20 protein-coding genes are annotated in these 20,928 nt (G+C 40.0%); 8 read left to right on the plus strand and 12 right to left on the minus strand.

From position 1 onward, the window contains the following. The first annotated feature begins 49 nt into the window (after positions 1–49). Complete coding sequence (locus tag ACL9RH_RS08015) at positions 50–976, plus strand: AraC family transcriptional regulator (RefSeq protein ID WP_422692841.1); 927 nt, start codon at positions 50–52, stop codon at positions 974–976. Positions 977–1,039: 63 nt separating this feature from the next. Beyond that, complete coding sequence (locus ACL9RH_RS08020; RefSeq protein ID WP_422692842.1) at positions 1,040–1,915, plus strand: transglutaminase domain-containing protein; 876 nt, start codon at positions 1,040–1,042, stop codon at positions 1,913–1,915. Positions 1,916–1,958: 43 nt separating this feature from the next. Here the strand turns inward: ACL9RH_RS08020 and ACL9RH_RS08025 are convergent, their stop codons facing one another. Together ACL9RH_RS08025 and ACL9RH_RS08030 are read right to left on the minus strand one after the other, a co-directional pair. After that, the gene (locus ACL9RH_RS08025; RefSeq protein ID WP_422692843.1) at positions 1,959–2,879 is read right to left on the minus strand and encodes a helix-turn-helix domain-containing protein; all 921 of its coding nucleotides are present in this window, start codon (positions 2,877–2,879) and stop codon (positions 1,959–1,961) included. A gap of 102 nt (positions 2,880–2,981) precedes the next feature. After that, the gene (locus ACL9RH_RS08030; RefSeq protein ID WP_422692844.1) at positions 2,982–3,968 is read right to left on the minus strand and encodes an aldo/keto reductase; all 987 of its coding nucleotides are present in this window, start codon (positions 3,966–3,968) and stop codon (positions 2,982–2,984) included. A 213-nt stretch (positions 3,969–4,181) separates the two neighbouring features. Between ACL9RH_RS08030 and ACL9RH_RS08035 the strand changes: the two genes are divergently transcribed. From ACL9RH_RS08035 to ACL9RH_RS08060, 6 genes are all read left to right on the plus strand, one after another. Then, complete coding sequence (locus ACL9RH_RS08035; RefSeq protein ID WP_422692845.1) at positions 4,182–5,090, plus strand: oxidoreductase; 909 nt, start codon at positions 4,182–4,184, stop codon at positions 5,088–5,090. Positions 5,091–5,118: 28 nt separating this feature from the next. After that, on the plus strand, positions 5,119–6,024 hold the full coding sequence (locus tag ACL9RH_RS08040) for a DMT family transporter (RefSeq protein WP_422692846.1): 906 nt from the start codon (positions 5,119–5,121) through the stop codon (positions 6,022–6,024). A gap of 22 nt (positions 6,025–6,046) precedes the next feature. Continuing rightward, positions 6,047–6,895, plus strand: coding sequence for an oxidoreductase (locus ACL9RH_RS08045; protein WP_422692847.1), 849 nt, complete (start codon positions 6,047–6,049; stop codon positions 6,893–6,895). A gap of 33 nt (positions 6,896–6,928) precedes the next feature. After that, positions 6,929–7,792 carry an aldo/keto reductase gene (locus tag ACL9RH_RS08050; RefSeq protein ID WP_422692848.1) on the plus strand — a complete coding sequence of 288 codons (864 nt, stop codon included), beginning with the start codon at positions 6,929–6,931 and terminating at the stop codon, positions 7,790–7,792. Positions 7,793–7,812: 20 nt separating this feature from the next. Continuing rightward, a complete protein-coding gene (locus ACL9RH_RS08055) occupies positions 7,813–8,667 on the plus strand; it encodes an oxidoreductase (protein ID WP_422692849.1) in 855 nt (284 codons plus the stop codon). Between the two features lie 174 nt (positions 8,668–8,841). Further along, a complete protein-coding gene (locus tag ACL9RH_RS08060) occupies positions 8,842–9,711 on the plus strand; it encodes a helix-turn-helix domain-containing protein (RefSeq protein ID WP_422692850.1) in 870 nt (289 codons plus the stop codon). 57 nt (positions 9,712–9,768) lie between these two features. On the opposite strand, the gene ACL9RH_RS08065 is transcribed toward ACL9RH_RS08060, so the two are convergent. The 10 genes from ACL9RH_RS08065 to ACL9RH_RS08110 all read right to left on the minus strand — a co-directional run bounded on the left by ACL9RH_RS08065 (position 9,769) and on the right by ACL9RH_RS08110 (position 20,893). Then, the gene (locus tag ACL9RH_RS08065; RefSeq protein ID WP_422692851.1) at positions 9,769–10,608 is read right to left on the minus strand and encodes an oxidoreductase; all 840 of its coding nucleotides are present in this window, start codon (positions 10,606–10,608) and stop codon (positions 9,769–9,771) included. A 285-nt stretch (positions 10,609–10,893) separates the two neighbouring features. Continuing rightward, complete coding sequence (locus tag ACL9RH_RS08070) at positions 10,894–12,441, minus strand: T9SS type A sorting domain-containing protein (RefSeq protein WP_422692852.1); 1,548 nt, start codon at positions 12,439–12,441, stop codon at positions 10,894–10,896. 270 nt (positions 12,442–12,711) lie between these two features. After that, positions 12,712–13,455, minus strand: coding sequence for a putative quinol monooxygenase (locus tag ACL9RH_RS08075; RefSeq protein ID WP_422692853.1), 744 nt, complete (start codon positions 13,453–13,455; stop codon positions 12,712–12,714). A gap of 59 nt (positions 13,456–13,514) precedes the next feature. Further along, positions 13,515–14,363 (minus strand): oxidoreductase, encoded by an 849-nt coding sequence (locus tag ACL9RH_RS08080; RefSeq protein ID WP_422692854.1) that lies wholly within the window; start codon positions 14,361–14,363, stop codon positions 13,515–13,517. A gap of 142 nt (positions 14,364–14,505) precedes the next feature. Beyond that, positions 14,506–15,891, minus strand: coding sequence for an aldehyde dehydrogenase family protein (locus ACL9RH_RS08085; RefSeq protein ID WP_422692855.1), 1,386 nt, complete (start codon positions 15,889–15,891; stop codon positions 14,506–14,508). An 18-nt stretch (positions 15,892–15,909) separates the two neighbouring features. Continuing rightward, on the minus strand, positions 15,910–16,929 hold the full coding sequence (locus tag ACL9RH_RS08090) for an aldo/keto reductase (RefSeq protein ID WP_422692856.1): 1,020 nt from the start codon (positions 16,927–16,929) through the stop codon (positions 15,910–15,912). A gap of 54 nt (positions 16,930–16,983) precedes the next feature. Next, positions 16,984–17,748, minus strand: coding sequence for an SDR family NAD(P)-dependent oxidoreductase (locus ACL9RH_RS08095; RefSeq protein ID WP_422692857.1), 765 nt, complete (start codon positions 17,746–17,748; stop codon positions 16,984–16,986). Between the two features lie 56 nt (positions 17,749–17,804). Next, complete coding sequence (locus ACL9RH_RS08100) at positions 17,805–18,854, minus strand: aldo/keto reductase (RefSeq protein WP_422692858.1); 1,050 nt, start codon at positions 18,852–18,854, stop codon at positions 17,805–17,807. A gap of 40 nt (positions 18,855–18,894) precedes the next feature. After that, complete coding sequence (locus ACL9RH_RS08105; RefSeq protein WP_422692859.1) at positions 18,895–20,043, minus strand: NADH-dependent flavin oxidoreductase; 1,149 nt, start codon at positions 20,041–20,043, stop codon at positions 18,895–18,897. A gap of 280 nt (positions 20,044–20,323) precedes the next feature. Continuing rightward, positions 20,324–20,893 (minus strand): flavin reductase family protein, encoded by a 570-nt coding sequence (locus ACL9RH_RS08110; RefSeq protein WP_422692860.1) that lies wholly within the window; start codon positions 20,891–20,893, stop codon positions 20,324–20,326. Between the last annotated feature and the right edge of the window lie 35 nt (positions 20,894–20,928).

The following is a 20,928-nucleotide window of genomic DNA, read 5'->3' on the forward strand; positions in this document are numbered from 1 at the left end:
TCCAATGGATATGAAAATCTTAATTTTAAAAGACTAAATAAATAGAGAAATGGCTCAAACATTAGATATACAAATCATCGAGCAACTTCGTGATGTTCCCGACCTGACGCCCGTAACAAGAGATTATTATGAGGACTGGAATATCCGTGTCTTTAACAGGGAGCATTTCGCTTGCAAAAATTACCTTTCACCCAACCGTAGGGATTTCTATAAAATATTATTTATTACCAAGGGCATCGGCGTATTTACTGTAGGAATTAATACCTATTACATCGAAGATCCGACCATCCTGTTTATCCACCCCAATGAAATTATATCCTGGAAAAACCTATCTGACCATTCAGGCGGATATTATTGCCTGTTCAAAAAGCGATATATCGAGCAATTTCCTTCCCTGAAGTCCATTATTGAAAGATACCCGTTGTTTAATAATGCAGCAAAGAGCGTAGTACGGCTGGACAAAGACACAACACAGGTGATTGATGAACTTTTCGCAAAAATGCACCAGGAAGCCATAAATGGCGGTGACTATTATGAGGATAGTTTACAGGCATACATTCAGTTAATGGTTGTAGAAACCATGAAAGCTGCTAACTTTCCGAAACCGGATGCTATCAATGAAGAAATGAGGCATGTGTATCATTTTTTTCAATTATTGGAAGAAGAAGCTGCCAATATCAATTATAGCCAACCGCTGAGAATAAAGACTGTTAAAGAATTTGCCTTGGAACTTGCAATACATCCCAATCATCTCAATGCCTTATTAAAGAAGCATACAGGCCAGAATGTGAGTACGCACATCCGAAACCGCATTTTGGACGAAAGCAAAACATTGTTAGTTCAGACAGACTGGCCTTTACAGGATATAGGGTTTGCGATTGGTTTTGCCGATCAACCTAATTTTACGCAGTTCTTTAAAAAGAATACCGGAGTAAGCCCAAACGAGTTCAGAAAGGAATACAAGAATAAAAGCTAACGCTGCCTTTCCATTAATTTAACTAAAATTTTATTTAAAATTATGCATTTCAAATTTTTAAGGTTGGCCTTCTTTTTTGTAATAAGCTCCCTTTTTTTATCCAATAAATCCTATGCCGGTATTATTAAAAATGATACGCTTGCTGTTCTTAGAAAAAGCCCGCCATATAACAATTCCACGTCAAAAACATTTCCCGATTTCACCTATCAGTCTGCTACAGATACCAATCTGACCAAGCTCCGTAACGTCTATAAATTAGATGAAATTGCAGGCAAAGGAAAGGACATAGAGCGTGCTATAAATTTGTTAGGATGGTTTCATAACCAGGTCCCACATGAAGATGTAAAGAATATACCACTTCTCACAGCAGAGAATATAATAGAAACCTATCGAAGCACCAAATATGCTCAGGGATGTTACGGACTGGCAATAGCTATGAATGAAATTTTTCTTAGTATGGGATTTAACTCGAGGATAGTGATATGTTTCTCAAATCAATACCCTTTCCCCAAAGGAGGCCATGTCATCAATAGTGTTTATATACCTTCGCTTCAAAAATGGATATATATGGATCCGCAAGAGAATGCCTATATTAAAGATGAAAAAGGAAATTTCCTGAGCATCGCTGAAGTGCGTCAACATCTTATTGATGGACGCCCGCTCGTTTTAAACAGTACAGCAAACTATCACGGAGTTCCTACGGATAAAATGGAATACCTGTATAATTTCATGGGAACCCGCATGTATCGGTTTATTTGTCCTGTCAATAGCCATTACAGTTCTGAAACGAGGGACGGGAAAACATTGGAGTATGTAGAATTACTGCCGTATCAATCCGTAGAGCCACCTTTTTCAATATATGAGACACAGCAAACTTTAAAATACAGGGTGGTTTGTTTCCATACCTCCAACGAAAAACTTTTCTGGCAATTACCCTAATTAATAATAATTGCCAGAATTATACATTTATACTCAAGTATAATTAGTTGAATGAAGCTCTGTACTCCAATGGAGAAACGGCGGTTTTACTCTTAAATAACCTGTTCAATGACTGTGGCCTTTCAAATCCTAATTGATAGGCAATTTCTGCAACGGATAAGCGCGTAGTAGATAAAAGAGTTTTAGCCATTTCGATCACTTTATTTTGGATGTGATATTGTGCGCTTTGCCCGGTAGATACCCGCAGCATTTCGCCCAGATAATTAGCTGAGAGATGCAGCTTGTCGGCAAAATATTGCACCGAAGGCAATCCTTTGACCAAAGCATCTTCATTGGAGAAATATTCATCCAGTAATTGCTCGAAACGAACGGAAAGATCATCACTTTGCGGTTTCCGGGTGATGAACTGACGATTGTAATAGCGATTGCCATATACCAGCAATAGATCAATATAGCTAACAATAGCTTCCTGGCTAAAGCCATCTATGTTGGTGTGATATTCACGTTCAATTCCCGCCATGATCTCACGAATATGATTCTTTTCCTTTTCCGACAGGAAGAGTGCCTCTGTTACGGTATAATTAAAGAAACTGTATTTCTTGATTTTTTTAGCCAACGCAAACGACTGAATAAAATCAGGATGGAAGGTGAGCATATAACCATCGGTTACATTTTCGGATTGGCGCTCGACACTTAATACCTGGCCGGGTTTGAAAAAGGACATAACCCCTTCGCTGAAATCATACGTTTTGGGGCCATATCTTAATATGCAGTCAGCCCCTTGCTTTATAGAAATGCAATACAGGTTTAAGATGACCGCAGTGCCGGGCATAGGGTTATTATAATTGACTTTTGAAAAATCAATGATGCTTACCATCGGATGCTCAGGCTTTTCCAGTTGCAGCAATTCATGATAAGCAGCAACGGTATTGACAGTCTGGAATATTTGCTCCTGTCTTTTCATGATTTCAAATTTACTGTTTTTTCGAGAGAGGAGTTTAAAAAATCAGCTTCCTATTCGCCCTTGTGCGAAACAGAAAGCTGCATAGTAATGTGGTAAAAGTCTCTAAAAGGATTGGTAAATATTCCGGTCGCCGGTTTCTGCTCCGATTGGGATAATGGCATCAATCCTGTCCATATCTCTATCTGTAAGCACCACCTCCGTTGCCGCGATATTCTGTTCCACGTACTTCGCTTTTTTCGTGCCCGGTATGGGTGTGATACCTTTGGCAATAATCCAGGCGATAGCAAGCTGTGTGGAGTTCACACCTTTTTCAGCAGCGATCTTGTTGATTTCGTTGACCAGCTCGATATTCTTGTAAAACTGCTCACCCTGAAAGCGTGGGATAGAACGTCTGAAGTCATCGGCATCAAAGTCATCGGGGCTTTTGATCTGACCGGTAAGGAAGCCTCTGCCCAACGGCGAGTAAGCTACCAACCCAATCCCCAATTCCTTTGTAGTGTCATATACACCATCCTCTTCGGCTGCACGCTCAAACAGAGAGTATTCATTCTGTATGGCAGTAAGCGGAAATGCCGCATACGCCTTTCTGATCTGTTCGGCAGTTACTTCCGAGATACCGATATATTTAACCTTGCCTTCCTTCACCAGTTGTCCCATTGCACCAACGGTTTCTTCAATAGATACTTCAGGATCGGGTCGGTGCAGATAATATAGGTCGATATGGTCAGTTCCTAAGTTTTTCAAGGAACGCTCTACAGCTTTTTTCACATATTCCGGCTTACCGTTAATACCCCATGTAAGCTGTTCATTGTCATCAATCTCAAAACCGAATTTGGTAGCAATAATGTATTTATCCCGGTTTCCTTTGATTGCTTTACCCACAAGCCTTTCGTTAAGCAAGGGACCATAAAGGTCGGCAGTATCCAGAAAATTGCCTCCAAGTTCCAATGAACGGTGGATGGTGGCGATTGATTCTTTCTCATCTGCCTTACCGTATGTGTTTACATTAACGGAGGGGCTCATGCCCATACAGCCTAAACCTACCAATGGTATTTCCAGGCCCTGATTTCCTAATTTTTTCGTTTTCATTGCTTCGATTTTTAAGAAGTTATTTTTTACTAATTGATACGACAAAATTATCAGCTGGTGTCAACAGAAATGTTGCCCAATTATCTGATGTTGTATCCGAATTATATTTTTTTTAGAAACAGTGTACATCAGAGATTTTCTGAGTTTCTGGAAAATCATCTTTGAAATTCATAAAAACGACTTTGAACTACATATCCTGTTCAGGCTACTCCAATGCGAACTTTGTACTATAAAATTTCATCAAAATATTTATTCATTATGGATACTACAAAAACATGGCTCATTACTGGAGCCGCAAGAGGTTTCGGATTAGAAATCACAAAAGCAGCCTTAGCTAAAGGCGATAAAGTAATTGCTACTGTTCGTAAAGGAAAGGAACAGTTAGCAGCCCAATTAGAGAGTACCAATCTATTCGTCGTTGAAATGGATGTTACCAACGAAGCGGGTGTTAATACCGCAGTAAAAGAAGCATTAGCACACTTTGGAAAAATTGATGTACTCGTCAACAATGCAGGCTTTGGCCTGTTGAGCGCTGTGGAAGAAGGTAGCGACAGCGAAATACGTCATATGTATGAAACAAATGTATTCGGACTGTTAAAAGTATTAAGAGCTGTATTGCCACATTTTCGTGCACAACATTCAGGGCATGTTATCAATATTTCTTCAGTGGGCGGATTGACCGGCTCTGCCGGTTGGGGACTGTATAGTTCTACCAAGTTTGCCGTGGAAGGTATCACAGAGGCGTTGGCAAAAGAATTGGCTCCTTTGGGAATATACGCTACCGCTGTAGAACCAGGCTACTTCCGCACCAATTTCCTCGATGGTTCATCCCTTACAACTGCTAAGCAGGTCATTGAGGATTATTCTGAAACTTCTGGAAAAATGCGCAGCTTCGCAGGCGAAGTTAGCTATAAGCAACCGGGCGACCCTGCAAAACTGGCAAAAGCTATCGTAACGATTGCTGATGCGGAGCAACCGCCTGTACACCTTCCGTTAGGTAACGATACTTTAAAAGCATACCGCACAAAAACAGCCTCTTTTGAGCTGGATATACAGGACTGGCTTGACGTCGTGACCAGTACGGATCATGATGATGTACATCAACCTGCGGTTAATAATTAATTCATTCAAGTATTAAAATCCCAGGGTTATGTCTCGTCAAAAATCCATAATACTCATGTTCGCCGCCAGCTTTTGCTGGGCAGCGGGCTTTATCACGATGGGCAGCGTATTGAAATCTGTAAATGCTGTTACACTGCTCTTTTTGCGATACTTCATAACTGCTATTGTGCTGGTTCCTATTATCCTGAAAACGGAACGTTTAGATTTCCCAAAGAAAAGCAATATCCTGCCTATCGCAGGGATGGCTGCATTCAATGTACTGCTTATGAATTTGATGATGTTTGAGGGATACAAAACCACTACTGGAACGAATATCTCTATCATATCTGCAATGAACCCATTGACCATATCGTTTTGGTCTTTTGTCATGTTGAAAGCCCGCTTTCGCTGGTTACAGGTTATTGGTGCTTTTGTTGCCTTTTTCGGTGTATTAGTGATGGTGTTTCGTGGAAATTTACAGGCCTTGGCTTCCTTACAATTTCACGAAGGGGATTTATGGATGATTGCCGCTGTGTTTAGCTTTGGGCTTTCTGCTATATGTTCAAGGTTTGCGACCCAATCCATCAGCCCGCTGAATGCTTTGTTTTACTCCAGCATCATCGGTTTGATAGTATTGCTTCCTATAGCAGTAACATCGTTTAGTTCGCCGGAGTGGACTACACAATTGATTGGACAGATCTTGCTGATAGGTGTTGTTTCTACCGCATTGGCGCAATGGTTCTTCAATTTGAGCATTAAAAGTCTTGGTGCGGCGGAATCTGGTTTCATTATCAATTTCAATCCGGTATTCGGTGTATTGATTTCCCTGGTCTTTCTTGGTGAAATGCCTGTATGGGGTCAGCTTATTGGATGGCTTATCATTATGGGCGGGACTACTATGTTCTATAAAAAGCTCTCTCCCAAGCAGGTAAAGAATGTCATTATTAACAAGTAAACTAAATTAAATACATTCAGCTATGAGTAACAATAAAGTTTGGATGGTCACCGGAGCCGCAAGGGGACTGGGTAATGAGATTGTAAAAGCAGCTTTAGCCGAAGGCTATAAGGTCGTGGCTACGGTCAGAAAAAACAAAGAACAACTCCTTTCAGACCTGAATAGTGAAAACCTGCATGTGGTGGTTATGGATGTTACCGATGAAGGGCAAGTGAAAGTTGCAGTAGAGCAAGCCGTTGCTTATTTCGGGCATATAGATGTATTGGTCAACAATGCCGGTTTTGGATTATTGAGTGCTGTGGAAGAAGGAACAGACAAGGAAGTCCGTAATATGTATGACACAAATGTATTCGGACTATTGAATGTATTAAGAGCAGTGCTTCCGTATATGCGGGAACAACGTTCGGGTCACGTGGTCAATATCTCTTCCGTTGGCGGCCTGAGCGGTTCAGCAGGTTGGGGATTATACAATTCTACAAAATTCGCCGTAGAAGGGCTTACGGAAGCATTGTCAAAAGAGTTGGCTCCTTTAGGCATTTATGCAACCGCTGTTGAACCCGGTCAATTTCGCACCAATTTCCATGATGGGTCATCATTGAAAATTGCTGAACATCTTATTGATGACTACAGTGAAAGTTCCGGTAGCATGCGTACCCATATCTCCGAAAGTAATTATACGCAACCCGGTGATCCTGCGAAATTGGCAAAAGCTGTTTTAATAACTGTTGAGAGCAGAAACCCTCCATTACATTTGCCATTGGGAAAAGACTGTATCAAAAGGTATCAGGATAAGACTGCTGCGTTTGAAAAAGATCTAAAACAATGGTATGAAATCGCAGCCTCGACAGACTTTGATGATGTCAAAGGATAAGAAATTATATTTAACAAATTAAATATCAAAACAATGAGCAATAATAATAATAATAATAATATCTCTCTCACCTACAAATTAGGAGGAGAAACTGAAATCAACAGACTTGGTTACGGTGGCATGCAGTTAACCGGTCCCGGCGTATGGGGCGATACACCCAACAGAGATTTAGCAGTGCGTCTATTGCATTCAGCAGTAGAAAGCGGTACTAATTTTTTCGATACGGCAGATGCCTACGGGCCAAATACAAATGAGGTGCTCTACCATGATGCCTTGCACGCATACTATGATAACATCGTGGTTGCGACAAAAGGAGGTTTAGAGCGGAGTGGCCCAAATCAATGGCATATAAATGGCGATCCCGAATACATCGCGTCTACGATCGAAGGCAGCTTGAAGCGCCTGCAATTAGATCAAATGACATTATGGCAACTGCACAGGGTAGATCCCCGCGTTCCCATCGAAGAAACACTTGCACCTGTAGCCGATGCACTGAAAAGCGGCAAGATCAAATATGTGGGATTGTCTGAGGTGGATGTAAAGACCATTGAACGTGCGAGAAAGGTAGTTCCTGTGGTTTCTGTACAGAATCTGTATAATCTAGTTGAACGTTCATGGGAGCCCGTGCTGGATTACACGATTGAGCAAAACCTTGCCTTTATACCGTGGTATCCGCTGGCTTCCGGCCCCGGCAAAATGCAACAGAACATTCAGGCTATTGCCGAGAAACATGGAGCAACGACGGCTCAGGTTGCGTTGGCTTGGCTGCTAAGACGTTCAGCTAACATTCTTTTAATTCCCGGCACCCGTTCTCTTGCACATTTACAGGAGAATATGGCAGCAGTTCAGGTAAAGCTGACTGATGAGGAATTTAGTTTACTTTCAAAATCATTTTAATTATTTAAAAATTCACAAAAATGGCAAACGATAATAAAAAGCCGGTGTGGTTTATCACAGGATGCTCCACCGGATTCGGACGAGAACTGGCAAAACAATTATTTGAAAAAGGCTACAATGTTATAGTTACCGCAAGAAACACAACTAAGTTGAGCGATTTGGTAGCTGGACACGAAGATAACAGTTTGGTACTTCCGTTGGATGTAACCAATAAAGAACAGGTACAAACCGCTGTAGCAAAGGCAGAGGAAACCTTTGGACGTATCGATGTACTCGTGAATAACGCGGGGTTCGGATATTTCAGCAGTGTTGAAGAAGGCGAAGATGAAAAGATCCGTGCGCAGTTCGAGACCAATGTTTTTGGATTGATATATGTTACACAAGCCGTACTCCCTGGCATGCGTAAAAATAAAAGTGGTCATATAGTAAATTTCTCCTCCATAGGCGGCTTACGTTCATTTCCCGCACTTGGATTTTATCATGGAACCAAATATGCCGTAGAGGGAATTTCCGAAACATTGGCTTTGGAAACCGAACCGTTTGGTGTTAAGGTAACATTGGTAGAACCCGGACCTTTCAGAACAGACTGGGCAGGACGTTCAGCATTTATGACTCCTGTAAAAATTGAAGAATATGATGCCACAGCAGGGGAACGCATACGCATGACCGAAGGTTATAGCGGTAAGCAAAAAGGAGATCCTGTTAGAGCGGCAGTGGCTATTATCAAAGCCGTTGAAGCAGAAAACCCGCCAGTTCGCTTATTACTTGGAAAGGGTGCTTATGATCTTGCAAATGAAAAATTAGAATCCCTTAAGGCAAATTTTGAATTGTGGAAAGATGTTACTCTTGGTGCTGATTTTCCCGATGGAGAATAATATTGGAGTATAATTTTCAATAATACTTTAAAGAAAGGATGAGGTTATCAAGCTTCATCCTTTAGATATTTTATCTAATTTATAAGAATTGGCGTCTCTCAAAATGAGCTTTTTAGAATACACATTTGACACTTAAAGTAAATAGACACTATGATAAAGTAATATATTTGCATTATGAAACATATAAAGGCACCCACAGCGTTGACAATGGCTCCTTATAACCAAAGGGAGCTTAAACTGAACGGTTTTTCAGTTGTAGAATCGTGTACGCATACTGTAAACAATAAGGGAGCTATGTATCTGGAAGAGCACATGCTCTTATTCGTGAAGCAAGGTATGAATATCCTCAAGGATGGAAAGACTGAATTTGTGGTACGCAAAAATGAGATGGTATTTCTTAAAAAAGCCACGCTTGTGGAATACCACAAAACGGGAGATACGGATCAGGACAATCTATACATCAGTCTGATGTTTTTTTTAAAAGATGAATTTCTGCAGGATTTTATTAAAATGGCCAATATCAAATCTGTCCATACTGAGGAAAGAGTAAGGATTTTGGTTAAACCTGTAAACGAAAGGCTGTTGCGTTTTTTTGAATCCATAGAGCCTTATTTTAATGAACCTGAGAACATTGATGCCGGACTGATAAAAATAAAGATGCTCGAACTTTTATATGACCTTGCCGGAACAGATAAGAACCTTTTTCAGCAATTGCTACAGATGAAACAACCGGTACGCACAGAGATTCCTGAAGTGATGGAGAAAAACTATACCAATCCTGTATCTTTAACAGAGCTTGCTTATCTCTCAGGAAGGAGTTTAGCTAGTTTTAAACGCGACTTTCAGGCCATTTACAATATGGCGCCTTCTCAGTGGATTCGCAACAAGAGATTAGATAAGGCAAAGGAAGTATTGGAAAATACTTCTATGGCCGTTTCTGACATCTGCTATACACTGGGTTTTGAGAATCCAGCTCATTTTTCAAGAATATTCAAGGAACATTTTGGCTATCCGCCCTCTAATTTACGGCAACAGCAAGCATAAGAAAAATGCACAAAAAAACCGCAGCCTGTAATTTCTGCGGTTTTTTTTATTACTGAGTTAATCTTTAAAATCTGTTGAAAAACTAATTTCTTTCCATTCTTCCAATTCAGTATCAAAAGTCTTGATCTTATCTTTTGCAAGATGATAAGAATCACTTCCTAAACATAGATGAACCGGAGGATTTGGATGATCTGCAAGCATAATCATAACTTCTGCTGCTTTTTCTGGATTACCCGGTTGCTTGCCTGCCAATGTAGCGATGATTTCTTCCTGGGCTTTATGAATTCCATTATAATCATCTATTATGTTTGCAGAAGGAAATACTGCCGAGTCTCCTAAAAAATTCGTGCGGAATCCCCCCGGGGCAATCGTCGTCACCTTAATACCAAGCGGGGCTAAATCTCTTGCCAAACCTTCTGAGAGTCCTGTTACCGCAAATTTGGTTGAGGAATAGACAGACCAGCCATAACCCGAATAAAATCCGAACATAGAGGATATATTCATCAAATAACCGGCTTTTGCTTTCCTGAAGTAAGGTAATACGCCTTTGATTACATTAATAGTTCCATATAGGTTTACATCAAAGCTTTGTTCTATTTCATTATCGCTAAGTTCTTCCAATGCTCCACCTATTCCATAGCCTGCATTATTAACAACCACATCAAGCTTTCCGAATTTGTCATAGGTTGCTTTAATGGATGCTGCAACAGAAGAAGGATTGGTTAAATCTACTTCTAGAGACAGGAAGTTTTCTTCATTTCTTGAACCAACAGCTTTTTCAAGTGCACTACGTGATCTTGAAGTTGCAGCTACCTTATATCCTTTTTCTAATAATTTATTTACCAAGGCCAGGCCCAATCCTTTGGACGCACCGGTTATGTACCATATCTTATCCATACTATTAAAATTTTTATTTAACAAAGCTACAGCTGGAAGGCTTTTTTGAAGATGCACAAATCAAACGGAAAACTGCGAATATCAAATGCACTATAAAAATGAATGACTGAATCAGCGAGGTCTATTGTATTTGTCAGAACTGCTTTAACTATAAATCATAAGAGCTGACACATTTTGGTATATGCCAGCTCTCTGTTTAATGAAGTTACTATATTCATATTCGCTGTTTTTAGCATAACCGATTTCATTAATGAAGTTCAGTTAACATAAGTTTTTCTTCTTAATCTACTGCTTGATAAATTTATATGACTGCGTATATTTACCATCACTCACCTTTAAGATATACATCCCCTTCTGTAAATTCTGTACATTCAGTACCTCCTCTTTCCACATTAATTGTTTTACCAATTTTCCAGAAATATCATATATCGAAATCTGGTCTTTATTAGAAAAAGGTAGATGAAGAATATCTTTGGTTGGATTTGGATAAATCAAACGTGCTGTTTTTTCAATATCTTTTACAGACAATGCCTCTTCACCTAATTTAAGCACCCAGCAATCTGCTTGTGTTGGCAGTATTCCTGGTGAGTGATTTCCTGAAACATCTCCATCATTGGAATGAGTTTCCCCTGACATGATGTACCCATTATCTGATGTCACATAAAATGAAGCTAATATATCATTTCCGGTTCCTCCAAAGGTTGTTTCCCAAACAAAACTCCCGGTTTGATCGATTTTAAAAATCCAAAAATCACTTCCTCCGATGGCTCCAATTGTATCTCCTTGATTGAATGAATTGGTTTGTCCCCCTATAATATAACCATTAACTGACTGGTATAATGCCATTGGGCGATCTCGCCAGTTCCCTCCATAGGATTTCTCCCATTCAAGAATTCCCGTATTAGACAGTTTTAATATCCAGACGTCTTCTCCCCCCAAAGCCTGACTCCTTGCTCCGCCTGTCCCTGAAGTGTATGAAGAAATTAGAAAACCGGTATCAGAGGTTTCTATTAAACTTCTAAAGGAATCGGCTCCTCCATTAGTTCCATAGGAGCCCTGCCAGAGCCTGTTACCATCGGTATCTAACTTAATCAACCATAAATCCAGTCCTCCCCATCCAGATAAAAGATTATCGTCTCCTGTAGAAGTACTTCCTCCACAAAAGTAATTACCATCTGATGTTTCAATAATCCTTTGTATTTGATCTGAAGAGCTACCCCCGTAGAAATTTTCCCATATTGTATTACCAGAAGAATCAAGTTTAATAACGATTCCATCGAAACTCCCTGTAAGAGAATTACCAACAAAACTATAACCACAAACTAAAAAATCTCCGCTTGAGACTTGAGTTATGCCCCAGGTACTTCCTCCTGAATTGGGACCGATGAATTTTTTCCACACAATATTTCCCGAACTGTCAATTTTTAACGCAAACATCATTTGATGCTGGGGATTCGTGCTCGGATTGCCAATCATATCTCCATCTGTAGATTTTGTATAACCAGCAATTACAGCCCCGCCATCCGCAGTGAAAACTACAGATGAAGCATATTCATCCTGTGTTCCTCCAATAGCTTTGTTCCAAAGAATATTTCCATTTGGGTCAAGCTTTACTGTCCAAAGGTCATATTGTCCGTGATATCCCGTTACATCACCATCATTTGATTTAGTCATTCCTACAACCATATAGCTGCCATCCTGTGCTTGCTTTGTGTCAACTGATGTATCATAACCAGAACCTCCAAGGCATTTCTGCCATATAATCGGGGGCAGTTGTGCATATAATGGCACTGATATAAGAAAAAAAAGAAAATAAAAAGTAAATTTTTGCATGCGTTAATCAGATTTAGGTTAATTATGAAATTTTTAATTTCGTGAAATTATGAGAGAGAAGCACTTTAAAAGATGTGAAAATCAAACTAAAAACTGCGAATATCAAACGCTATTAAAATTGATAATATTAAACTCTATTTATTCAGGTAATTGCTCGCCTGAATAAACTTTGAATAAATGTGAAGGAATATTAAAAAAATAACAAGAGCTGGCATATTTAAAAAATATGTCAGCTCTCTGTTTAATGAAGTTGCAGTCTTGAAAATGTATTTATTTATCTGCTCTTTTAGCATAACCGATTTCATTAATGAAATTCAGGTATTCTTCAATAGGTTGTTCAAGAGCGGATTTGAACATCTCAAACAATTCTTTAGTGTACGGTTGGGCAAAGTGGAAATCAATTGCTGCCTGGCTTCTCCATCTCTCGTACAATACAAACTTAGTATTGTCACCAGGTACGGTGTGAAAGAAAAATTCGATATTTCCTTGCTCAGGTCTGCTGTTTACAATTGATTTTTGAAACTGATTAATAAAGGTTTCCTGCATGCCATCTTTTACTTTGAAAATCACAACAAGATCAACTGGCGTATCACTCGAAAGAGGGTTCTTGATTTCATTTTTGGGCAAAGGAGACACATCATGGAGATAGAGAATCTCCATTGGTTTTGTTAATGCCGTTTTATTTAATTCCAGCACATCTTTTGCATATTTCTTTGTGAAATGTTCATCCAAAGATTTTTGGTTATCCCATCTTTCAAATAAATAAAAGGTGTTTGGTTTGTCCTTGTGTTCGAATAATTCCATCGATATGTTGCCCTTCTCATTCAGGGCACCATTTTTATCTGCGATAAGTGCTTTTCTTAACGCTTCTTTCTGATCCGCCTTCACGTTAAAAGTGACCAACATGGTTATTCTTTCTTGGCTCACATTTTGAGCAGAGGCAATATTAAAACTTGTCATAAACGTAATAATTATGATTGGAATAATTTTATTCCACAAATTGATTTTTTTCATTTTTTTAATTGTTAGATTGTTAAAAATAAGTGCCTAACCTATATTTAACCACTGATACGTTAGGCAATAACATCATCATGGTCTGTGCCGATGATCACTTCATGCCAAGCCTCAATATCTGCATTAAACGTATCCATCTTTTCTTTGAAAAGTTGCAGTGTATCTTTTCCCAAAGGCAAGTGAACAGGAGGTTTTTCAGCATCAGCTATTTTGAGGATGGCTTGTGCCAGTTTCTCTGCACTACCTGGCTGTTTTTGATTTACCTGGGTAGCATAGCTTCGCATATCACCAACAGTTTCCGCGTAATCTTCAATACTATTGGCTGATCTTGTAAGCGATGATTGATCAAGGAAGTCTGTACGGAAGAAACCAGGTTCTACCGCTGTAGCATAAATGCCCAAGGGAGCCAGCTCTTTTGATAATGCTTCTGTTATTCCTTCCACCGCAAACTTAGTGGAACCATATAGTCCCCATCCTATGATTCCCGTCAGTCCACCTACCGAAGAGAGGTTAATAATATGTCCTTTGCGTTCCTTACGCATATAAGGCAATACTGCGCGAGTGACATTCAATAATCCAAATACATTTGCCTCATAATTGGCTTTAACTTCCGTGTCACTCGCCTCTTCCACGGCGCTTAATAATCCAAATCCGGCATTATTGACCAATACATCGATCCTTCCAAATTTCTCCGTGGAAAGATTCGCTACTTCTTTCGCTTGTTGCTCATTTGTAACGTCCAGAATAGTCACAAACAGATTTTCATTATTCAATTGAGCTTGTAGTTTTTCCGGATTACTACGTACTGTTGCTACTACTTTATCACCTGCAGCAAGAGCAGCTTTGACGATTTCCAACCCGAATCCACGGGAAGCACCGGTAACTAACCATACTTTTTGCTTTTTCATTTTATAATATTTTTAAATTAAATTATACTACAAAGGTTCTTCTATTTTTACATTCCTACATTTCTAAACAGCTCAAACATTTTAACTTTACAGCTCAGTTATAAGTAGATAAAATAAGATTACGTTTCTTCATACCCCAGGCCTATTCAGGTAGAAACCACGTTAGGTAATCTTTCTTTTTGTTTTCTGTAAAAGGTGGCAGGAAGTCGTTTATAGTAACATCCGGATCGGAAAAGAGAATGGACTTAATGTTTGACAAACTATCGAATCCTCGTTTTCCGAAGTATTTTCCTAATCCTGAAGTTCCTACACCACCAAAAGGTAAGGAGGTCAGGAATACTTGCATATTAGTTTGATTAACGGCTCCACCTCCGGAAGAAACACTGTTGATAAAACGGTCAATAGCCTGTTCATCTCTGCTGAATATATAGGCTGCTAATCCTTTTGGTTTCTCCTTGATTACTTTAATTGCTGTTGCAATATCATCGTATGGGATAATTGGAAGAATAGGGCCAAATATCTCTTCTTCCAGCACCTTTTCTTCCCATGAAGCAGGAAATACCAGAGTTGGCTCAAAATAGCGATTTTCGATATCGAAGGTACCTCCATAAACTATGTTAGCTCCTTTAATTACTTCAGCCAGACGTAAGACATCCTTCTCAGAAATGATCCTTGAATAATCATCGCTTTTCGAAGCATCCCTACCATAGAGTTCATCCAATGCAATTTTGCATTCAGAAACGAATTCTTGAGCTATAGATTGGTGTACATAAACATAGCCGGGCGAAACACACCATTGACCTGCGAAAGCTGTTGCGCCCCATGTTATTTTACGTGCCGCTTCTTTTAAATTTGCGGTCTGATCTACTATTACCGCATTCTGCCCACCCAGTTCCAATAGCACAGGGGTTAAATTTTCGGCAGCGGCTTTCATCACAATTTTACCTACCTGGATGCTTCCGGTAAAGAAAATAAAATCGAAGGGCAACTCTAGTAGCTGAGTCATGGCCTCTCTATTTCCCTGCACTGCCGTTACACACTCTTCATTGAAATACTGAGCTATTAATTGAGCGAAAAGGGCCGCAACTGCGGATGAGGAATTTGATGGTTTGACAATAGCCGTGTTACCGGCAGACAAAGCAGCCAGCAAAGGGTCGATAATTAATACTACAGGTGCATTAAAAGGACCTACAATAAGGGAAACTCCATAGGGTTCACGATATATGTAGCCTTTGTGTCCGGTATCTGACATTCTTTTTGGAAGCTCTGCCAATTCTGGCTCCATCCATTTCTTCAGGCTTTGTTTAGTTTCCTCAATGGCTCCCAAACTGGCAAAGATCTCCTGATCCTGTTCAAATTCTGCGGTTTTGAAATCCTTTGCTAACGCTTCTTTAAAAACCTGAACATTTTCTTTGATCATATTCTCAAGGCGGGTAAGCTGATCAATCCGCCATTCATAAGTTTTGGTAGCATCAGTCAAATAATAAGTTTTTTGCTTTTCAAAGATGCTCTTGAATTGATTTTCCATCGTAAATATATTTAATGATTAAATTCTGTAACCGCTTTGATTCCTGATCATCCAACCAGGGTATTGAAGCGGCAGCGGGCTGACAGTATCTATCTTATTTAAATCGTCTGCTGATAGTTGGATATTTACAGATTGGATATTGTCTTTCAACTGGTCAATTGTTTTAGCCCCGATGATGGTACTTGTGATGCCGGTTTGCTGCCTTACCCAAGCCAGGGCAACCTGTGCCACCGAAGCATCATATTGCTGACCGATTTCCTTCATAACATCCACCAGGTCGTATGCTTTTTCTTTATTAACAGGGGGAAAATCGAAATTTGCCCGGCGCGAGCCTTCGCTTGATTGATCTCTTGTGAATTTTCCGGTAAGAAAACCTCCGGCAAGAGGACTCCAAGGAAAAATTGCCAGATTATGATCTTGGGCCATTGGTGCCAGTTCGTGCTCAATATCACGGGTAACAGCTGCATAGTGGTACTGAAGTCCGATAAATTTATGCCAGCCATTATAGTGAGCAATGGCCTGGGCCTTTGCAACCATCCATGCAGGCCAGTTGCAGATGGCGATATAACGCACCTTGCCTGTTTCTACGATGTCATTCAAACTACGGACAATATCTTCAAGATCTGTTTTAAAATCGACCCCATGTACATAAAGAATGTCTATGTGATCCAGTTGCAAGCGCTTCAGACTGGCATCAACTGAATTGAAGATATGATAGCGCGAAAGCCCCCTGCCGTTGGGACTATCATCCATAATACCCATTACCTTTGTAGCGATAATCATTTGATCTCTTGGTACAGCAAGGTCTTTAAGGGATTGACCCAGTAGTTGCTCCGACTGTCCAAAGGAATACACATTGGCTGTATCAATGAAATTGATACCGGCATCAATGACCGATTTCATTAATTCATTGACTTCGCTTTGCTGTAACTTTCCAATATTTTCCCATATACCGGCATTTTGACCGCCGAATGTCATTGTTCCAAAACAAAGTTCTGATACCATCAGTCCTGTGTTTCCTACATAGTTGTATTTCATGTTTTTATTTTTTATGATTGTTAAAAATGCAGCGTTTTCACTCTGCTAGATTTATTAAAGTGTCCAGCCTCCGTCAATAAGGAAATCGCTTCCAGTAACAAAAGAACTTTCATCCGAAATAAGATACCTTACCAGATAAGCGATATCTTGTGGTTGTCCTAAACGGCCTAAAGCGGCATCACGTGCTGCTTGCTCGTTCATTTCAGGTGCGTTTACAGAGATAATGTTGGTCTCTACAAATCCTGGCAAAACGGCGTTCACCCTGATTTTATATTGCCCCAATTCACTTGCTGCCGTTTTGGTAATACCCCTGATTGCCCATTTGGTAGAATTGTATATAATACAACCTGCCAACCCCCTGATGCCACATATAGAAGACGTGTTGACGATGGAACCACCCGTTTTCTTCATTGCTTCCGCAGCGTATTGAATACCCCAAAATGTTCCCTTTTGGTTCACGCTGATTTGCCTTTCAAGTGTTTCTTCGGTCACGTCTTCAATCGATCCGGGCAAATAGATACCCGCATTATTAACCAGTCCATCTATTCTTCCAAATAGCTTGATTGTTTGCTCAACCACGTTTTTCCAATCAGCAGGTTTAGTTACATCATGATGGAAGTAGACCGCCTTTTTACCAAATGGTTTTATGGCTTCTTCTCCTTTGCTATCGTCAAGATCAGTGAATACAACTTTGGCTCCTGAAAGCGCCAGCAATTCAGCTTCAGCACGACCAATGCCGTTTGCAGCACCGGTTACAATAACAGTTTTTCCTTCTATTGCTTTAGCGGTAAATTTTTCCGCAATATTTTCTGTGTTCATTTTTATTTATTTTTTAGGTGAATAAAATCTTCTATAGCTTAATAAACGTCCTGTTTTTACGAACGATTAGACCATAGGTCAACTTCGCCGAGACGGTCAGCTCCTTGTGTAGCTAACATCCATCCGGGATATTCAGCGGGAAGTTCACTTATCGCATCCAGCTGTTTGATTTCTTCATCTGTAAGCTTTAGTTCAGTTGCTGCGATGTTATCTTGCAGTTGTTCGGCACGTTTTGCACCCACGATCACAGAAGTTACTACTGGCTTTGAAAGCAACCAGGCCAATGCTACACGTGCTGCGCTACAGTCGTATTTTTCGGCAATGGGGAAAATTACATCGAGGATGTTCCATGCACGTTCTTTATCTACAATGGGGAAATCGAATGTAGTACGTCTTGATCCTTCCGGCTTTTGGTTTTCCCTGCTGAATTTTCCCGACAACAATCCACCGGCTAAGGGGCTCCATACTAACAGTCCCAGTTTTTCATTTTCCAGCAGGGGAACAATTTCTCTTTCAAGATCTCTTCCTGCAAGGGAATAGTAAGCTTGCAATGATTCAAACCTAACAGTATTCTTTAATCCCGAAATACCTAATGACTGCGCTAATTTCCAGGCTTGCCAATTGGAGCAGCCGATGTAACGCACTTTACCCTGGGTGACCAGATCATCCAGCGTACGCAATATCTCATCTGTAGGAGTGAGTACATCGTTCGCATGAATTTGGTAAAGGTCAATATAATCTGTTTGTAGATTTTTTAGGCTTGATTCAATGGCATCCATTATATGCTTGCGCGATGCACCAACGTCGTTGCGGCCCGGACCTATACGGCTGTAAAATTTTGTAGCCAGCACTATATCTTTTCGAAGAATACCAAGATCTTTCAACGCATGACCAAGTGTTTTCTCGCTTTCCCCGGACGAATAAACATCGGCTGTATCGAAGAAATTTATACCTGCCTCTAAAGCTACTTTTATAAGGTTGTTTGCGTCTGCTTGTCCAACATCACCTATATGTGAATAGACACCAGAACCTGAGCCCATCGTCATTGTTCCCAGGCAAAGTTGGGAAACCAATAATCCTGTATTACCTAATGCTTTGTATTCCATGATTTTTTGACTTTTTTATTGTTCCTTTACTTTAAAAATGTTATGCTGTTGCCTCTTCCGTAGTCTTGATCCATCCCTTGGCGTAATGAACAATCGTCATCAGTTTTTCAGGAATTTTCTTCTCAGCAGCTCGTTCTGTATCCAGAATCATTGTTATTTGATCCTCATTTCCTTCATTGGCCCATTGTGCCCATTTTGGGTTGACTACGATACTTCTTCCGATGGCTATCAAATCCAGTCCCAGGCTTAAGGCTTGGTCGGCTTCTGTGGGTGTGGTCACCTGTCCCGCTGCAATTACTGGTATACGGTTGTTAACATAAGAAGTCAATACTTCAGTGATAGTTTTACCGGTATCGCTGTCCAGTGGTTTTTGTGTCAAAACCTGGAACAATGAGAAATGAAGATAATCTACCTGTTCCTGAATCAATCTATCAACCAAAGCCAAACTATCGGGTAATCTTAATCCTTCTTTAGGCAATTCTTCAGGAGAGATACGGAAACCCAATGCAAATGGACGATCAGCATACTCGGCAATAACACGTCTCACCTCACGAACTACCTCAGTAGAAAAACGCAGACGGTTATCAATTGAACCACCCCATTGATCTTTACGCTGATTGAACATCGGAGATAAAAAGTTTTGATTCAGGAAACCATGAGCACCATGTATTTCAATACCATCAAATCCTGCTGCTATCGCTCTGCGGGCAGTAGCACCAAAAGCTTTGATAATATCCCAGATTTCATTTTCCTCCAAAGCTCTGGGAGTTAACAGATCAACAGGAGTAAAAGGGGTTACCTCTGATTTTATAGCACTGGCACTTACAACATCCCGGCTCGGGATCAAGTCTGTGACTGCTTTGTTTCCTGCGTGAAAAACCTGCAGTATTGCAGGAGCACCGTCACTTTTTGCTGCATCAGCTAATTTTTTCAGACTAGGGATAAAGCTATCATCATATCCGGCAAATTCATGGGTAAAACCAATTCCTTCCGGGGTTACATGCGTACAGCCGGTAATAACCAATCCTACACCTTTTACACGTGCTTTATACCATTCTACTTCTTCATCCGAAATGGTGAAATCATCATTTCCTGCCCATGTAGTCATAGGGGCCATTGCAATCCTATTCTTGATTTGTATTCCTTTTGTCAATTGAAAAGGCTCAAGTAATTTTTTGTACTGTATCATTTTTATTATTGTTTGATACAAAGGTAGATACCGCTTCAGAGGTGGCGGATGCGCAGATGAAACCAAAAAATGCAAATTTCAAACAGCCTATCAAATACTAAATCTCCTGTACTAATATGCCTGAAAATAATTTTGATAGCCTACAAAAAAAGAAAAAGACTGTCTCATGGTTGAGAACAGTCTCTTTATTAATTATCAACTAGTATGTAATCGTTATTTGCTAAAACTTGAAAACTAAATCGCGTTATTGTAACATCTTTAATAAGAAACCAGAAGTTCTTCAGTCCTGAAATATTTTCCATTTTGTCATTCTGTCCTGAAGATTGATAGACTCACCTTCTGTTGAAAATATCCCATTGCCGTGATGATGAAAAGGTTTTATTTTATCTTTCTCAGGGTTTTTCCAGGCAGCTACCGCTTCCAGTACAAAAAGATTATATCGGTCAACGAGTTCGGTATTGACAACCTTGCATTCAATATTAAGCAGGCAATCTTCGATCATAGGAGCTCGGACAATGCTTGCCGGTGTAATGGTTAGGTTAAATTTCTCAAACTTGTTATCTCTGTCGCCAGAACAGTTACCTATGTCCACAACTTTTTCAATGATATCAATACCGGGAATAGATAAAACACATTCCTTGTTTTTCACGAGCGCCTTATAACTGTAATCCCAAGGACCAACAATTGCTCCGATCAAAGGAGGATCGTGCTGTATCATCATTTGAAATCCCATAGTCATAACATTGGGTACACCCTTATTTTGCGTACATACGAGCAAAACAGATCCTGGCTCTATCTGGCGGTAGATCTTATCAACGGGATAGGTTTCCATAACTAATTTATTGAACATTTATACCTATTGGATATCCGAAAATATTACTTTGA

This window comes from Chryseobacterium sp. Mn2064 (assembly GCF_049319685.1).
Lineage (GTDB): Bacteria > Bacteroidota > Bacteroidia > Flavobacteriales > Weeksellaceae > Chryseobacterium.

What these genes read in the sequence shown, in the direction of transcription:
- ACL9RH_RS08015 (WP_422692841.1), top strand. Translation starts at nt 50, where the DNA reads ATGGCTCAAACATTAGATATACAAATCATCGAGCAACTTCGTGATGTT.
- ACL9RH_RS08025 (WP_422692843.1), bottom strand. Translation starts at nt 2,879, where the DNA reads ATGAAAAGACAGGAGCAAATATTCCAGACTGTCAATACCGTTGCTGCT.
- ACL9RH_RS08030 (WP_422692844.1), bottom strand. Translation starts at nt 3,968, where the DNA reads ATGAAAACGAAAAAATTAGGAAATCAGGGCCTGGAAATACCATTGGTA.
- ACL9RH_RS08035 (WP_422692845.1), top strand. Translation starts at nt 4,182, where the DNA reads ATGCGAACTTTGTACTATAAAATTTCATCAAAATATTTATTCATTATG.
- ACL9RH_RS08040 (WP_422692846.1), top strand. Translation starts at nt 5,119, where the DNA reads ATGTCTCGTCAAAAATCCATAATACTCATGTTCGCCGCCAGCTTTTGC.
- ACL9RH_RS08045 (WP_422692847.1), top strand. Translation starts at nt 6,047, where the DNA reads ATGAGTAACAATAAAGTTTGGATGGTCACCGGAGCCGCAAGGGGACTG.
- ACL9RH_RS08050 (WP_422692848.1), top strand. Translation starts at nt 6,929, where the DNA reads ATGAGCAATAATAATAATAATAATAATATCTCTCTCACCTACAAATTA.
- ACL9RH_RS08055 (WP_422692849.1), top strand. Translation starts at nt 7,813, where the DNA reads ATGGCAAACGATAATAAAAAGCCGGTGTGGTTTATCACAGGATGCTCC.
- ACL9RH_RS08060 (WP_422692850.1), top strand. Translation starts at nt 8,842, where the DNA reads ATGAAACATATAAAGGCACCCACAGCGTTGACAATGGCTCCTTATAAC.
- ACL9RH_RS08065 (WP_422692851.1), bottom strand. Translation starts at nt 10,608, where the DNA reads ATGGATAAGATATGGTACATAACCGGTGCGTCCAAAGGATTGGGCCTG.
- ACL9RH_RS08070 (WP_422692852.1), bottom strand. Translation starts at nt 12,441, where the DNA reads ATGCAAAAATTTACTTTTTATTTTCTTTTTTTTCTTATATCAGTGCCA.
- ACL9RH_RS08075 (WP_422692853.1), bottom strand. Translation starts at nt 13,455, where the DNA reads ATGAAAAAAATCAATTTGTGGAATAAAATTATTCCAATCATAATTATT.
- ACL9RH_RS08080 (WP_422692854.1), bottom strand. Translation starts at nt 14,363, where the DNA reads ATGAAAAAGCAAAAAGTATGGTTAGTTACCGGTGCTTCCCGTGGATTC.
- ACL9RH_RS08085 (WP_422692855.1), bottom strand. Translation starts at nt 15,891, where the DNA reads ATGGAAAATCAATTCAAGAGCATCTTTGAAAAGCAAAAAACTTATTAT.
- ACL9RH_RS08090 (WP_422692856.1), bottom strand. Translation starts at nt 16,929, where the DNA reads ATGAAATACAACTATGTAGGAAACACAGGACTGATGGTATCAGAACTT.
- ACL9RH_RS08095 (WP_422692857.1), bottom strand. Translation starts at nt 17,748, where the DNA reads ATGAACACAGAAAATATTGCGGAAAAATTTACCGCTAAAGCAATAGAA.
- ACL9RH_RS08100 (WP_422692858.1), bottom strand. Translation starts at nt 18,854, where the DNA reads ATGGAATACAAAGCATTAGGTAATACAGGATTATTGGTTTCCCAACTT.
- ACL9RH_RS08105 (WP_422692859.1), bottom strand. Translation starts at nt 20,043, where the DNA reads ATGATACAGTACAAAAAATTACTTGAGCCTTTTCAATTGACAAAAGGA.
- ACL9RH_RS08110 (WP_422692860.1), bottom strand. Translation starts at nt 20,893, where the DNA reads ATGTTCAATAAATTAGTTATGGAAACCTATCCCGTTGATAAGATCTAC.